This window comes from Bisgaardia hudsonensis (genome assembly GCF_004345785.1).
GTDB classification, from domain to species: Bacteria; Pseudomonadota; Gammaproteobacteria; order Enterobacterales; family Pasteurellaceae; genus Bisgaardia; species Bisgaardia hudsonensis.
This window is the reverse complement of the sequence record NZ_SLXI01000002.1, coordinates 38,188-53,484: the sequence shown is the minus strand read 5'-3', so window position 1 is coordinate 53,484 and position 15,297 is coordinate 38,188. Positions and strand designations below refer to the sequence as shown.

Below are 15,297 nucleotides of genomic sequence, written 5' to 3'. Positions count from 1 at the left end.
CTAGTATCATTAATATTTTATTTTACTGATGAAATTCTTTAACAAAATCTTCAATATTTTGTGCTACTTTATTCACTAAAGTGGTGACCGCACTATCTGATGCCCAAGCAATATGCGGCGTAATAATTAAATTAGGTAAAAAAGTGGCTGCTTTAATCAAAGGATTATCTTTTTCAGGTGGTTCTTTAACTAATACATCAACAGCTGCAGCACCAATTTGTTTATTGATTAAAGCATCAGCTAAAGCTTGCTCATCAATTAAAGGACCTCGTCCCGTATTAATTAAATATGCAGTAGGTTTCATTAGTTTTAGCGTATCAGCATTAATTAAATTAGTCGTTTGTTCAGTCAAAGGACAATGTAATGTGATAATATCTGCTGTCTGTAATACTTCTTCAAAAGGCAAATAACCATCTCGGATTTCTGTTGCCCCTTTACGTTCAGCATAAATCACTTTCATACCAAGTGCGGTCGCTAATTTTCCAATTTCTGAACCAATACTACCTTTTCCGATAACGCCCAATGTAGCACCTCGAACATCAGTAATCGGATAATCAAAATAACAAAATTGTTTACTATCTGCCCATTTTGCTGTTAATTGATCTTTATACCAATTCATTAGGCTATGTTTTAATGCAAAAATCAATCCAATAACGTGTTCTGGAACCGTTACCGCTGAATAACCTGTTACATTTTTTACAGTAATACCTAATTCTTCTGCTGCAACTAAATCGACATTATTAGTACCTGTGGCAGTAATAGCAATAAGTTTTAATTTTGGTAACTGTTGCATTACTTCACGACTAAATAATACTTTACTCGTGATAACGATATCCGCATTTTTTGCTCGCTCAACAGTTTGCTCCGCTGATGTATGCTCGTATTCAATCCAAGTATGTTGAAAACTTGGACGAGGCACTGGAATATGGTTTGGAATAGCGGTGCTATCTAGAAATACAATATTCATCATACGCTCCTGTTTTTTTATTTATAACACGATTAATTAGCTGTATCTATTTCATCAAATGACTTAATAAGATCATCAACGGCTTTCATTTGAGAAACAAAAGCCTCTAATGCAGAAAGTGGTAATGCCGATGGACCATCACATTTTGCTTTATTTGGTTCTGGATGTGCTTCTAAAAATAATCCAGCAATACCAATAGCTAGACCAGATCGAGCAAGTTCTGTTACTTGATCACGACGCCCACTTGATGCAGAACCAAATGGATCACGGCATTGTAATGAATGGGTTACGTCAAAAATCACCGGGCAACCTTTTGAGACTTTTTTCATTATATTAAAACCGAGCATATCCACTACAAGATTATCATAGCCAAAATTGCTACCACGATCGCAAAGAATAATTTTATTATTACCACATTCTTCAATTTTCTCAACAATATTACCCATTTGGCTAGGACTTAAAAATTGTGGTTTTTTTACATTAATAATAGCCCCTGTTTTCGCCATTGCTTCCACTAAATCCGTTTGGCGTGCCAAAAAAGCAGGTAATTGAATAATATCAGCTACTTCAGCTACTGGTTGACATTGATAAATTTCATGAACATCAGTAATCACTTTAACACCAAAAGTATCTTTTAATTCTTGAAAAATCTTCAATCCTTCTTCCATTCCTGGACCACGATAAGAATGAATTGAAGAACGATTGGCTTTATCAAAAGAAGCCTTAAAAACATAAGGTACGTTAAGTTTTTTAGTCACTTCTACATATTTTTCACAAACTCTCATCGCTAAATCACGACTTTCTAAAACATTCATTCCGCCAAATAAGACAAAAGGTTTATCATTTGCAATTTCAATATTATTAAGTTGAATTATTTTATTTTTCATTTTATGTTCCTTATACGTTATTGCTGATTTATTGTACTGAAGTAACTTCTTTTTTTAAATCATCTAATTGTGCTGCAAGTAATAATGCAGCGGGATCTTCTGGGCATTTTTCAATAAAGAAATTAAAATCCTCTAATGCAGCTTTAAAACAACCAAGCTGCACTAAACTAATTCCTCGATCTCTTCTTTCATAAGGATCATCAGGATTTTGTCTTAACAAACTTTCAATATATTTAAGTGCTTGATAATTTTTTTCTTCTCGAAGTAATGCATTTTTTGCTAATTGACAAAAACGGGAAATAATCAAACGACTATCGGCAATTTTTAAATCTTCTTCATTTAATTTCGCACCAAATCCCAAAGCTCCCTCATATAATTTTTGTAATTTTTCTAAAGTAATTTTTTTCCCATTCCAAGGATCAATAAAGAAAATGTCATCTTCAATATCAACTCTTAAGATTAATTGTGTGGGAAAATTTATTGGATAAATAGGAAGATCTAAACTCTCCGCTAAATATAAAATAATTGCCCCCAAACTCACGGGCATACCATAATGGTTTTCCAACACTTTATTCAAATACAAATTTTCTAATTCAAAATAATTATCTGGATTGCAATGAAATCCCCAATCTTGATACATCAGTTTTAAAAGTTTTTCAACTTTTTGCTTAGTATTCATTTCTTCTGTTAAAGCAGATCTCGCTTTTCTAACTAATGCCCCCATAAATGAGCGAATACGATTAAGGTCGTCTGCGTCATCTAAAGAAGTAATGATATAAAAAGAGGTCATTTCATCATATAATGCTTTACGATAATACGTCATATTTTATCCTAATTATTGTTTATTTGACCCAAAGTAATTCTATCATTATTGTTATAATCCTTTGCCGTTTCAACCTTCTGCCACAAAAATTCTTTAAAAATTGACCGCACTTTTTCCCCTTGTTGCCAGCCATGCTCTAAGATCAACCAGCCTTTTTGTTGCAAATAATGAGGTGATTGTTCAATAATCAATCTTAAATCAGCATAACCTTGTTCATTTGCAATTAGGGCTGTTTTCGGCTCAAAAATAACATCGCCTTGTGTTAAATTTTCGTCTTCTTCATCAATATAAGGTGGATTACTGACAATTAGATCAAATTTTATCTTAGGTAATTGCTTGAACCAATCACTTTGTATAAATTGTACTTTATCTCTTAGCTGATTTCTTTCCGCATTTCGCTTAGCTAGTGAAACAGCACTTTCCAGAAAATCAACGCCAATAATATTTAATTTTATACCGCACTTGTCAAAAAGTGGAAATAACTCATAAGCCAATGCTAATGCAATTGCTCCAGTTCCTGTTCCAAGATCTAAAATATTAAATTCCTTTTTTTTACCATTTAAAAAGTGCGGTTGTTTTAAAGTAAGTTTTATAATATCTATTGCTTTTTCTACCAGAATTTCCGTATCAGCTCTTGGAATTAAGGTGTCTTTAGATACTTCCAATATTAAATTCCAAAAAGCCTTTTCACCAAGAATATAAGCGATAGGTTCACCTTTAGTACGACGTAAAACATATTCTGATAATTGCTCAATTTCATTTTGCTTAAGTAATGTTTCAGGAAATGCCAAAATATAAGAACGTGTTTTTTTAGTTACAAATTCTAATAATACATTGGCATCAACTTTTGGATCAGCATAGGGATCATTGAGATGATGCTCCGATAACAGTTTTATGGCGTTAGCTAACCATTGTTGATAATTTTGAGAATCTTGTATTATTATATTATTAAGCAAAATTACTATCCCCACTTATAAATAAAAGGCACGAAACCATATCGTGCCTTTGAAAACCCAATGGTGTTATTTATCTTTAACCACTATCGTACTAAATAAAAAATCTGTTAGCGTTCGTTTTTCTTTATTAACAAAAATCATCACTATATTAATAAGATAAATGAATATAAGTTGTACTCCAATAACTTCAAATATTTCCCTAAAAACATAACGTATAAAACTAACTTGTTGTTTTGAATAATAATTAACTACTCTAATTTTCATTAATTTTTTTCCAACGGTTTGTCTATATACATACATAAAAATTAATTGAATAAATAACGTAATCACTAACATTAATACATCGGAAGTAATAAAAACAGTTTTTCTATCCAAGTCAAAATATGCTATTAAAGGAGATAGACCTATAGTTAATAAAAGAACAACTAAAATAGAAAATACAAAAAGAATAGGATTAACTAAAGTTGCTCCTAATCTTCGCAACGGCTTGCTAGCTCAGTATGATTTTTTTAATTCAACATTTTCAATCTCTACAATATTTTTCTTTGAATTTTCTACTAACATAATGTTACCTATATTAAATTAATTTAATTCCGATAGTGCAGCTAATTGATCCGCTTGATATTCAGTAATAATCGGTTGAATTAATTCATCAATTTTACCATTCATCACTTCATCAAGACGATATAAAGTTAAATTAATACGATGATCAGTAACTCGGCCTTGTGGATAATTGTAAGTACGTATTTTATCTGAACGATCGCCAGAACCTAATAAGTTACGACGAGTATCAGCCTGTTCTTGAGCTTGTTTTTCTTGTTCTGCTTGAACAATACGAGAAGCTAACACTGACATCGCTTTTGCTTTATTTTTATGTTGCGAGCGTTCATCTTGACATTCTACAACAATCCCTGTCGGAATATGGGTAATACGTACCGCTGAATCTGTCGTATTAACGTGCTGTCCCCCCGCACCAGAAGAACGATAAGTATCAATTCTTAAATCAGAAGGATTGATTTCAGGTAATTCACTTTCTGGTAATTCAGGCATAACGGCTACCGTACAAGCAGAAGTATGAATTCGTCCTTGAGATTCCGTTTTTGGTACACGTTGCACACGATGACCACCTGATTCAAATTTTAATTGTCCGTAAACTGCCTCACCACTAATTTTCACGATAATTTCTTTAAAGCCACCTTGCTCACTTTCGTTTGCACTTAATACTTCTACTCGCCAGCGTTTTGTTTCGGCATAACGGCTATACATACGGAATAAATCACCAGCAAAAATACCCGCTTCATCACCACCAGTTCCAGCTCGAATTTCTAAATAAGCGTTATACTCATCATTTGGATCTTTTGGTAAAAGTAGAATTTGTAATTGCTGTTCAACATTTTCTAACTCTGTTTTACATTCTTCAATTTCTTCTTGTGCCATTTCACGCATACTTGGATCATCAAGTAAAATTTCGGCTTCTTCTAAATTATTATTAAGTTGTTTCCAGCGAGCAAAACATTTAACCACATCTTCTAATTGTGAATATTCTTTTGAATAGGCTCTAAATTTATCTTGATCGCTAATTACCGAAGCATCACCTAATAATGCTTCTAATTCTTCATGACGTTCATTTAAACTTTCTAATTTACTAATAATAGATGGTTTCATTTACTGACCCTATATATAAAAAATCATTAATAACAAAAACTGGCTTAGTTTAGCTGATTCTCTAATAAATTTATAGATTTTCAATTTATTAATAACAAAAAATAAGGCTTTTAGAATACAAAACCTAAAAGCCTTATTATAGAAATGCTTTAGTTACATCGCAGAAACATTTAAATCTCTATCACTACCAACAATACGAACTCTCGCACCTGGAACTAAACTTTGCTCATATTTCTGAACAACAACGATTTCCTTCCCATTATCTTTTTTAATTACTAGTTCTAACGAGTTGACTTGGCTAGCTTTTTCTTCAACTTTACTACCAATTACAGAACCCGCAATAGCACCAACTGCTGTAGCGATTGCTTGTCCAGTACCACCACCAACTCCCGAGCCAGCAATACCGCCTAAAACACCACCACCAAGAGTGCCAATAACACCTTGATTATCAGCTTGAATTTTGACAGGTCTAGTCGATATTATTGTTCCATAGCTAATAGATCTAGCTTCCTTAGCTTGCCCACCAGAATAAACACTACCACTGTAAATATCTTGATTTGCACAACCTACCAGCCCTAAACAAAATAAAGCAGATAACGCCAACGCTTTTCTTTTCATAAAATAATCCTATTAGTACCTTAATGTAAGATTTGAATTAATATTCTCCAGTTCTAGATAAAGAAGATCTTGATTTAGAACGAGAAATATTTGTAACTATTGTACCTTCATCGCTTGTAGATACTTGAACACAAGCGCCAACAACAATATTAGAATCATAAGCACTACGTAAAATTACTACATCAGAAGTTTCTTGCGACGCATCACAATCATTCTTGCGAATAGTAAGTTTTAATCCATCTGTTGTATAAGAACTAAACACAACCTCTCCACGATAACGATAAGTAGCCTCTTCACTCCCATCGTCACTTCCATTTGAGCTACAAGCAGTTAGTCCTAAAGTTAATAGTACTGTAAACGCTAACATTATTTTTTTCATTATTTAAAAACCTCAATAATTTTCTTAATATGATAAGGATGAACCTTTATACATGTATGATTATGTAGTTTATCCATAAAACTCAATGCAATTGATGGATTAGGATAAATTTCTCCCTCCGCTTTCGGTTCATCTACCTTTATGTGAACTTCCTTAAGTTCTCCCCATAAAAATTGTTTTTCCATTCTCAAAACCCAATCACTAACAGATTCATTAGCCAAGAAAGGGACTACAACTTCAATGTGCTCCCAATCTTCAACAGGATAGTGTTTATTTTTGGGAAATGGCAATTCAATAACATCAATAAACTGATTAGCAAAATACAATGGCTGTTGTAACTGCACTAAGTAAATAACACGCCCATTGATGATATTATCCGATATGATTCTACCGCACTTTAATAATAAAGTCAGCCATTGTTCAGCACTTTTACAATGATTTACTCTAATTGCGATATGGTCTATTGTAAACTTATTTAGCGCTACATTAATTACCTTAGATAAGGCTAAAATTTTTTGTTCAAATAGAATAAACTTATCTAATGGTAAAGAATTTTTCTCAAATAAAGGATGATTTATATTATTTTTTTGCATTTTTCTTTGCTTTATCTTTTCTGAAATAATAAAGGGCGGTATCATAACGGATTATTTTTTAAATTCAAAGCTAGGTAATAAATAGTGAATATACAATCTCTCTTATCAGATAAAGTAAAACAAGCGATGATTCTTGCAGGGGCAAGTGAACAAGATGATGCGATGCTCCGTCAATCAGCAAAATCACAATTTGGTGACTACCAAGCTAATGGTATTATGGCGGTAGCCAAAAAACTAGCTTGTAACCCACGTGAATTTGCCAATAAAGTCCTTGAGAAATTAGATTTACAGGGTATAGCAGAAAAAACAGAGATTGCAGGTCCAGGGTTTATTAATATCTTTTTAGATAAAAATTGGTTAGCAAACAATCTTCAAAATGCTCTAAACGATGAAAAATTAGGTATCTACACATCAGAAAAACAAACTGTGGTTATCGATTATTCCTCTCCAAATGTTGCAAAGGAAATGCACGTAGGACATTTACGTTCAACTATCATTGGTGATTCCATCGCTCGCACATTAGAATTTCTGGGTGATAAAGTTATCCGAGCAAACCACGTAGGTGATTGGGGTACACAATTTGGTATGCTCATTGCCTATCTTGAAAAAATGGAAAATGAAAATGCTAATGCAATGGATCTCTCGGATTTAGAAGCATTTTATCGTGATGCAAAAGTACATTATGATACAGATGAAGAGTTTGCAAAAAAAGCCCGTCACTATGTCGTTAAGTTACAAAGTGGAGATGAGTACTGCCTTACGATGTGGAAAAAATTAGTTGATATTACGATGCAACAAAACCAACATAACTATAATCGTCTAAATGTTACCTTAACAGAAAAAGATGTAATGGGCGAAAGTCTTTATAATCCGATGTTACCTGAAATTGTCGCTGATTTAAAACAGCAAGGTTTAGCGGTTGAAGATGATGGTGCTTTAGTGGTTTATCTTGATGAATTTAAAAATAAAGACGGCGATCCTATGGGCGTTATCGTTCAGAAAAAAGATGGTGGCTTTCTTTATACGACTACGGATATTGCTGCAGCAAAATACCGTTGCCATACACTAAAAGCAGATCGAGCGTTAGTTTTCTCTGATACTCGCCAAAGTCAGCATATGCAACAAGCTTGGTTGATTACTCGTAAAGCTGGCTATGTGCCTGATAGTTTCCAACTTGAACATAAAAATTTCGGTATGATGTTAGGAAAAGATGGGAAACCCTTTAAAACCCGTACGGGCGGAACTGTTAAATTAGCAGATCTTTTAGATGAAGCCATTGAACGTGCTGATAAATTAATTGCAGAAAAAAGTACCGCACTTTCAGAAGAAGAGAAACGAGCAGTTATTGAAGCGATAGGTATTGGATCAGTAAAATATTCTGACTTATCCAAAAATCGTACCACTGATTATATATTTGATTGGGATAATATGCTGAGCTTTGAGGGGAATACGGCTCCATATATGCAATATGCTTATACCCGTATTCGCTCTATTTTCAGTAAAGCCGACATTAATGAACAAGCATTTTCTGAATCAAAGATACAATTAGAAAATGAAAAAGAACGTTTATTAGCGATTAAATTATTACAGTTTGAAGAAGCAATTCGAGTAGTAGCAAAAGAAGGAACGCCACATATTTTATGTACTTATTTATATGAATTAGCAGGACTATTCTCTAGTTTCTACGAAAACTGCCCAATTTTAAACAATGAAGATGAAAGCATTAAACTCAGTCGTTTAAAATTAGCATTACTTACAGAAAAAACCTTAAAACAGGGATTAGATTTACTTGGTATTAAAACTGTTGAGAAGATGTAATAATTTATCAAGTTAGATCAAAAAAGAGGATCATTTGATCCTCTTTTGTTATTCATTATAGCGTTAAATAAAAATTAGTTATTTACAAACTTTTCGCCTAATTCAATATCAGCACGTAATGTTGGAAGCATATCTTCTAATGCTTTTTGTTCAAACGCACTTAATTGACCGATTGGTAAAATTTCTTCAACCCCTTCTTTGCCTAAACGAACAGGTTGAGAGAAGAAACGAGCATATTTGCCATCCCCTTCAACATAAGTACATTCAACCACTGTTTCACCACTTAATGCTTTAACTAAAGAACGTGCAAAACGTGCCGCTGCTTGAGCCATTGAAAGCGTCGCTGATCCACCGCCCGCTTTTGCTTCAACAACTTCTGTACCAGCATTTTGAATACGTTTTGTTAATGGTGCAATTTCTTCATCATTCCATTCAACATATTGAACTTGTGAAAGCAATGGAAGGATAGTTACGCCTGAATGTCCACCAATTACAGGCACAGCAGTACGAGAAACATTTAAACTCTTTAATTCAGCTACAAATGTTTCTGAACGAAGTACATCTAATGTCGTCACACCAAATAGTTTACGTTTGTCATAAACACCCGCTTTTTTCAAGGTTTCAGCCGCAATCGCTACTGTTGTATTCACAGGATTGGTAATAATACCAACACAAGCTTTTGGACAAGCTACTGCGACTTTTTCAATTAGGTTACGTACAATACCTGCATTAATATTAAATAAATCAGAGCGATCCATTCCAGGTTTACGAGCAACACCAGCTGAAATTAACACTACATCAGCACCTTCTAATGCTGGGGTTGGATCTTCGCCACCAAAACCTTGTACTTTGACTGCGGTCGGAATGTGACTCACATCCGCAGCAACACCTGGTGTTACTGGAGCAATATCATAAAGCGATAACTCTGTACCTGCTGGTAATTGTAACTTTAACAATAATGCTAAAGCTTGACCAATACCACCTGCTGCGCCTAACACTGCTACTTTCATTTAGTACTCCTTCTACTTATATTGAGTTAATTATCGAATACGGTAGATTTTATCGACTTATGGGCGAGATTTCAAATAAAGAAATTAATTTCTCAATATAATTAAAAAGGATATGAGGAATATTTAAGTTAATTATCGTTAATATTATTTACTTATTCTGAATTTTTATGCACAATTTACCCGATAAATTGCATTTTAGGAAAATAAAATGGTTACTTCTAAGAAAACAAATTCATTAACTAACGCATTTAAAGAATTACTCGCTCAAGAATGTTTCGCTTCACAAATTGAAATTGTCAATGCCTTACAAGAACAAGGTTTTAGCAATATTAATCAATCAAAAGTATCAAGAATGCTCACAAAATTTGGGGCAATTAGAACACGTAACACAAGAAATGAAATTGTTTACTGTTTACCAAGTAAATTAAAAGTTCCAGATACAAAAAGTCCTCTTAAAAATTTAGTTTTAGATATTGATCATAACCAATATTTAATTGTAGTAAAAACAGTACCTGGTGCAGCTCAGCTTATTGCTTTATTACTAGACTCAGTAGGTAAAGCAGACGGTATTCTAGGCACAATAGCTGGAGATGATACGATTTTTATTACCCCTACATTGGATACTGATATTAATGTTCTCGTCACTACTATTGAAGAATTATTTAAAACATCACTGTGATCTAAACACTAAATTTAAGGAAAATAAATGAATATCTTAATTACTGGAGCAACAGGTTTTATCGGTTCTCATTTAGTTTTTCAATTAATAAGGCAAGGGCATAATGTTACCGCTTTGGTAAGAAATAAAGAAAAAGCACAAAAAATGTTTCAGGATAATATCAATTATATCGTTGATCTATCCATTTATAATAACTTAAATAATTTTGATGCGGTAATTAATTTGGCTGGTGAACCTATTTTCAATCATTCGTGGAATACACAACAAAAGAAAAAATTGATCGATAGCCGAATAAATATTACAAAAAATTTAACTGCACTTATTAATCAAAGCTCGAAACCTCCCCACACATTTATTTCAGGTTCAGCAACAGGCTATTATGACAGTCAAAATGATCAAGTAATTACTGAAAATACAACAAATGGCACTGAATTTACGGCTCAACTTTGTGCTAAATGGGAAAAAACAGCATTACAAGCCAATACCAGAGTATGTTTATTAAGAACAGGGATAGTTCTGAGTAAGTCTGGTGGAGCATTACAAAAAATGTTACCAATATATCGTTGGGGACTTGGCGGTAGGTTAGGTAATGGCGAGCAATATTGGGCATGGATTGCATTAGAAGATATGCTAAATGGTATTCTTTTTTTATTAAATAACCCACAATGTCGAGGAGTGTTTAATCTTAGTTCGCCTAATCCTGTAAAAAATAAAATATTTAACCAAATCTTAGGAAGATTACTCAAACGCCCTTATTTTGTAAGCGTTCCTAGTTTTATTCTTAAATGGATCTTAGGTGAACGCTCACAATTATTGCTTAATAGCCAACGAGTTATGCCAGAAAAGCTTATTCAATGTGGATTTAAATTTCATTATGCAACATTACAAGAGGCATTAAAGGAGATTCTAATATAATAAAAACTCAATGTAAATGGTATGATTTTTAATCTGCTTCTTTATCTACTTAACTATTTTGAGTTGAAAAAATAATAGATGAAAAATTTTTTATTGTTCTTGCAACAAGAAATAGTGATAATATAGGGCTCGACTCAATTAATAAAGATATTATGACAGATTATATTTTACTGATTATTAGCACTGCACTTATCAATAACTTCGTCCTAGTAAAATTCTTAGGGATCTGTCCGTTTATGGGGGTTTCTAAAAAAATAGAAAGTGCTATTGGTATGGGATTAGCTACAATGTTTGTGCTTACCGTTGCCTCATTATGTTCTTATTTAATTGATCATTATATTTTAATTCCGCTCAATGCCGTTTTCTTACGTGTATTAGTATTTATATTAGTTATTGCTGTAGTAGTGCAATTTACCGAAATGGTTATCCATAAAACCAGTCCTATGCTATATCGATTATTGGGTATCTTTCTACCGTTAATAACAACAAATTGTGCTGTTCTTGGTGTAGCATTACTCAATGTTAATCTTAGTCATAACTTGACTCAATCTGTAATCTATGGATTTGGTGCTTCCTTAGGATTTGCCCTTGTATTAGTGTTGTTCGCCTCATTAAGAGAGCGTTTAGAAGCAGCCGATGTACCAATGCCATTTCGAGGTGCTTCCATTGGACTTATTACGGCTGGATTGATGTCGCTTGCCTTTATGGGCTTTACTGGTTTAGTGAGATTATAATAATGTCCACCGTTTATTATGTGCTCATAGCGATTGCTACTCTTGCCTTAATTTTTGGCATTATCCTAGGTTTTGCAGCGGTAAAGCTTAAGGTAAAGTCGGATCCTATTGTAGAGCAGATTGATAGTATTCTGCCTCAGAGTCAATGTGGGCAATGTGGTTACCCTGGTTGCAAGCCCTATGCAGAAGCTATTGCTAATGGAGATGAAATAACAAAATGCGTTCCTGGCGGACAACCATTGGTAATTAAAATTGCCGATCTATTAGGTGTTGAAGCCCCAAATGCTGATTTTGAAAAAGATAATTCACCTAAAGTGGCATTAATTGATGAAGCAATGTGTATTGGCTGTACTAAATGTATTCAAGCCTGCCCAGTTGATGCCATTATTGGTAGCAATAAAGCAATGCATACTGTAATCCCCGATCTTTGTACTGGTTGTGAGTTATGTGTATCACCCTGTCCTACTGATTGCATTTCAATGATTAAAATTGAGAAAGATATTAATAGTTGGGATTGGAAATTTAATCCTGATTTAATCATTCCCGTCGTCGATACTACATCAACACAGAAAAAAATGATTGTGGGGAAATAATGATAGATATATTAACAAGTTATAATTCAGGAAAATTATGGGATTTTAAAGGTGGTATTCATCCACCTGAAATGAAATCACAATCTAATCAGCAACCTATAAAATATGCAAAATTAGTCAACACTTATTATATCCCTGTAAAACAACACGTTGGTATATCAGGTAATCTGTTAGTTAAAACTGGTGATAAAGTATTAAAAGGTCAACAACTTACCCTAGGTGATGGGCTACGAGCATTACCTGTTCACGCGCCTACATCTGGCGTTGTTACTAATATTATCCCTTATATTGCAGCCCATCCTTCAGGCTTACCTGAAATATCCATTGAAATTCAAGCCGATGGTTTAGATCAATGGCGAGAAAAGCAACCAATAGAAGATTTTTTAACCTCTAGCCCTGAAAAATTAATTGATCGAATTTATCAAGCAGGTATTGCTGGTTTAGGTGGTGCAGTTTTCCCTACGGCAGCAAAAATTCAGTCAGCAGAAAAAAAAGTTAAATTACTGATTATTAACGGTGCAGAATGTGAACCTTATATCACTTGTGATGATCGCTTAATGCGAGATTATGCAGACGAAATCATTGAAGGCATTAGAATATTAAGGTATATACTACGTCCAGAAAAAGCAGTTATCGCCATAGAAGATAATAAACCTGAAGCGATTAAGGCATTGAAAAAAGCACTTAGCGGTGCAAATGACATAGATATAAGAGTAATTCCAACCAAATATCCATCGGGTGCATCAAAACAATTAATTCAGATTTTAACAGGAATAGAAGTTCCTAATGGACAACGTTCATCGAGCATTGGCGTACTAATGCATAATGTTGGAACAGCTTTTGCAATAAAACGTGCAGTCATTAATGATGAACCATTAATTGAACGTGTTGTAACATTAACTGGCGATAAAATTCATCATAAAGGAAATCAATGGGTTCGTATCGGTACACCAATTATACAGTTATTAGCGCAAGTAAATTACCAATATGATGATCGTTTCCCTGTTTTTATGGGCGGGCCTATGATGGGATTTATTATTCCTAATCTTAATGCCCCCGTAACAAAAGTAACAAATTGCCTATTAGCCCCAGATCATTTTGAATATGCACCACCAGAACCAGAACAATCTTGCATTCGCTGTTCTGCCTGTTCTGATGTTTGTCCTGTAAATTTAATGCCACAACAGCTTTATTGGTTTGCTCGTAGTGAAGATCATGAAAAATCAGAACAATATGCCCTAAAAGATTGTATGGAATGTGGACTATGTGCCTATGTTTGCCCAAGCCATATCCCTTTAATTCAATATTTTCGTCAAGAAAAGGCAAAAATTTGGGAAATTAAAGATAAAGCTAAAAAAGCCGAAGAAGCTAAAATTCGTTTTGAAGCTCGCCAAGCTAGACTAGAAAAAGAAGAACAAGCTCGTAAAGAAAGAACACAACGTGCAGCTGAAGCAAGACGAGAGGAAATAGCAAAACAACAAGGCGTTGATCCTGTACAAGCCGCATTAGCTCGACTAAAAGCTAAAAAACAAGATTCAAAAATAAATGAAGTAAAAACTATTATTACTGAATCAGGCGAAAAATTACCAGATAATTCAGCAATAATGGCTGAACGTAAAGCTCGTCGTCTAGCAAAACAAGCAACACAGCAATCAGAAACAGATAAAAATTTAACCGCACTTAATCATACGAATAATACTCAAAAAATATCGGTTGCAGCAGCTATTGCTAAAGCAAAAGCCAAAAAACTAGCTCAACAAGAAAGTCAACATACCGAAGAAGTAGAAGTAAAATCCACTGAATCTGTTGAAAAAGATCCGAAAAAAGCAGCGGTTGTGGCAGCTATTGCTAGAGCTAAAGCGAAAAAATTAGCTCAACAAGAAAGTCAACATACCGAAGAAGTAGAAATAAAATCCACTGAACCGGTTGAAAAAGATCCGAAAAAAGTAGCGGTTGCGACAGCTATCGCTAGAGTAAAAGCCAAAAAACTAGCTCAACAAGAAAGTCTACATACTGAAGAAGTAGAAGTAAAATCCACTGAATCTGTTGAAAAAGATCCGAAAAAAGTAGCGGTTACGGCAGCTATCGCTAGAGCAAAAGCCAAAAAACTAGCTCAACAAGAAAGTCAACATACCGAAGAAATAGAAGTAAAATCCACTGAATCTGTTGAAAAAGATCCGAAAAAAGCAGCAGTTATGGCAGCTATAGCTAGAGCAAAAGCCAAAAAATTAGCTCAACAAGAAAGTCAACATACTGAAGAAGTAGAAATAAAATCCACTGAACCGGTTGAAAAAGATCCGAAAAAAGCAGCGGTTGCAGCAGCTATTGCTAGAGCAAAAGCCAAAAAACTAGCTCAACAAGAAAGTCAACATACTGAAGAAGTAGAAGTAAAATCTACTGAACCTGTTGAAAAAGATCCGAAAAAAGCAGCAGTTATGGCAGCTATCGCTAGAGCAAAAGCCAAAAAATTAGCTCAACAAGAAAGTCAACATACTGAAGAAGTAGAAATAAAATCCACTGAACCGGTTGAAAAAGATCCGAAAAAAGCAGCGGTTGCAGCAGCTATTGCTAGAGCAAAAGCGAAAAAATTAGCTCAACAACAAGAAAAGAAAATATAATTGATTATAACTATCCTTTATTCGCATAACGAACAAGAAGAG

At 33.9% G+C, this 15,297-nt stretch carries 16 protein-coding genes; 6 read left to right on the top strand and 10 right to left on the bottom strand.

What is annotated here, in order from left to right:
* Positions 1-22: 22 nt before the first annotated feature.
* From EV697_RS02950 to EV697_RS02910, 9 genes are all read right to left on the bottom strand, one after another.
* Positions 23-967, bottom strand: coding sequence for a 2-hydroxyacid dehydrogenase (locus EV697_RS02950; RefSeq protein WP_132022427.1), 945 nt, complete (start codon positions 965-967; stop codon positions 23-25).
* A 32-nt stretch (positions 968-999) separates the two neighbouring features.
* Positions 1,000-1,854, bottom strand: a complete 855-nt coding sequence (gene kdsA / locus EV697_RS02945) for a 3-deoxy-8-phosphooctulonate synthase (RefSeq protein ID WP_132022425.1) — start codon at positions 1,852-1,854, stop codon at positions 1,000-1,002.
* Positions 1,855-1,882: 28 nt separating this feature from the next.
* Positions 1,883-2,677, bottom strand: a complete 795-nt coding sequence (locus tag EV697_RS02940) for a SirB1 family protein (RefSeq protein ID WP_132022422.1) — start codon at positions 2,675-2,677, stop codon at positions 1,883-1,885.
* A gap of 8 nt (positions 2,678-2,685) precedes the next feature.
* Complete coding sequence (gene prmC / locus EV697_RS02935) at positions 2,686-3,633, bottom strand: peptide chain release factor N(5)-glutamine methyltransferase (RefSeq protein WP_269467713.1); 948 nt, start codon at positions 3,631-3,633, stop codon at positions 2,686-2,688.
* A 66-nt stretch (positions 3,634-3,699) separates the two neighbouring features.
* A complete protein-coding gene (locus tag EV697_RS02930; RefSeq protein WP_132022419.1) occupies positions 3,700-4,116 on the bottom strand; it encodes an RDD family protein in 417 nt (138 codons plus the stop codon).
* Between the two features lie 99 nt (positions 4,117-4,215).
* Entirely contained in the window at positions 4,216-5,298 is a 1,083-nt protein-coding gene (prfA, locus tag EV697_RS02925) for a peptide chain release factor 1 (protein ID WP_132022417.1), read from the bottom strand.
* 153 nt (positions 5,299-5,451) lie between these two features.
* Positions 5,452-5,916, bottom strand: a complete 465-nt coding sequence (locus tag EV697_RS02920) for an outer membrane lipoprotein (RefSeq protein WP_132022414.1) — start codon at positions 5,914-5,916, stop codon at positions 5,452-5,454.
* 37 nt (positions 5,917-5,953) lie between these two features.
* Positions 5,954-6,295 carry a hypothetical protein gene (locus EV697_RS02915; RefSeq protein ID WP_132022411.1) on the bottom strand — a complete coding sequence of 114 codons (342 nt, stop codon included), beginning with the start codon at positions 6,293-6,295 and terminating at the stop codon, positions 5,954-5,956.
* Entirely contained in the window at positions 6,295-6,888 is a 594-nt protein-coding gene (locus tag EV697_RS02910; RefSeq protein ID WP_132022409.1) for a VOC family protein, read from the bottom strand. The genes EV697_RS02915 and EV697_RS02910 overlap by 1 nt, the downstream gene beginning before the upstream one ends.
* Before the next feature lie 84 nt (positions 6,889-6,972).
* Here EV697_RS02910 and argS point away from each other — a divergent pair, with 84 nt between their 5' ends.
* Complete coding sequence (argS, locus tag EV697_RS02905) at positions 6,973-8,706, top strand: arginine--tRNA ligase (RefSeq protein ID WP_132022406.1); 1,734 nt, start codon at positions 6,973-6,975, stop codon at positions 8,704-8,706.
* Between the two features lie 74 nt (positions 8,707-8,780).
* Here argS and mdh read toward each other — a convergent pair whose 3' ends face one another.
* Entirely contained in the window at positions 8,781-9,716 is a 936-nt protein-coding gene (gene mdh, locus EV697_RS02900; protein ID WP_132022404.1) for a malate dehydrogenase, read from the bottom strand.
* Between the two features lie 208 nt (positions 9,717-9,924).
* On the opposite strand from mdh, the gene argR reads away from it, so the two are divergent.
* From argR to rsxC, 5 genes are all read left to right on the top strand, one after another.
* Positions 9,925-10,395 (top strand): transcriptional regulator ArgR, encoded by a 471-nt coding sequence (argR, locus tag EV697_RS02895; RefSeq protein ID WP_132022402.1) that lies wholly within the window; start codon positions 9,925-9,927, stop codon positions 10,393-10,395.
* Between the two features lie 27 nt (positions 10,396-10,422).
* Positions 10,423-11,310 carry a TIGR01777 family oxidoreductase gene (locus EV697_RS02890; RefSeq protein ID WP_132022399.1) on the top strand — a complete coding sequence of 296 codons (888 nt, stop codon included), beginning with the start codon at positions 10,423-10,425 and terminating at the stop codon, positions 11,308-11,310.
* A 152-nt stretch (positions 11,311-11,462) separates the two neighbouring features.
* On the top strand, positions 11,463-12,044 hold the full coding sequence (gene rsxA, locus EV697_RS02885) for an electron transport complex subunit RsxA (protein WP_132022396.1): 582 nt from the start codon (positions 11,463-11,465) through the stop codon (positions 12,042-12,044).
* A gap of 2 nt (positions 12,045-12,046) precedes the next feature.
* The gene (rsxB, locus tag EV697_RS02880) at positions 12,047-12,637 is read left to right on the top strand and encodes an electron transport complex subunit RsxB (RefSeq protein WP_132022394.1); all 591 of its coding nucleotides are present in this window, start codon (positions 12,047-12,049) and stop codon (positions 12,635-12,637) included.
* On the top strand, positions 12,637-15,255 hold the full coding sequence (gene rsxC / locus EV697_RS02875; protein WP_165906461.1) for an electron transport complex subunit RsxC: 2,619 nt from the start codon (positions 12,637-12,639) through the stop codon (positions 15,253-15,255). The genes rsxB and rsxC overlap by 1 nt, the downstream gene beginning before the upstream one ends.
* Positions 15,256-15,297: the final 42 nt, after the last annotated feature.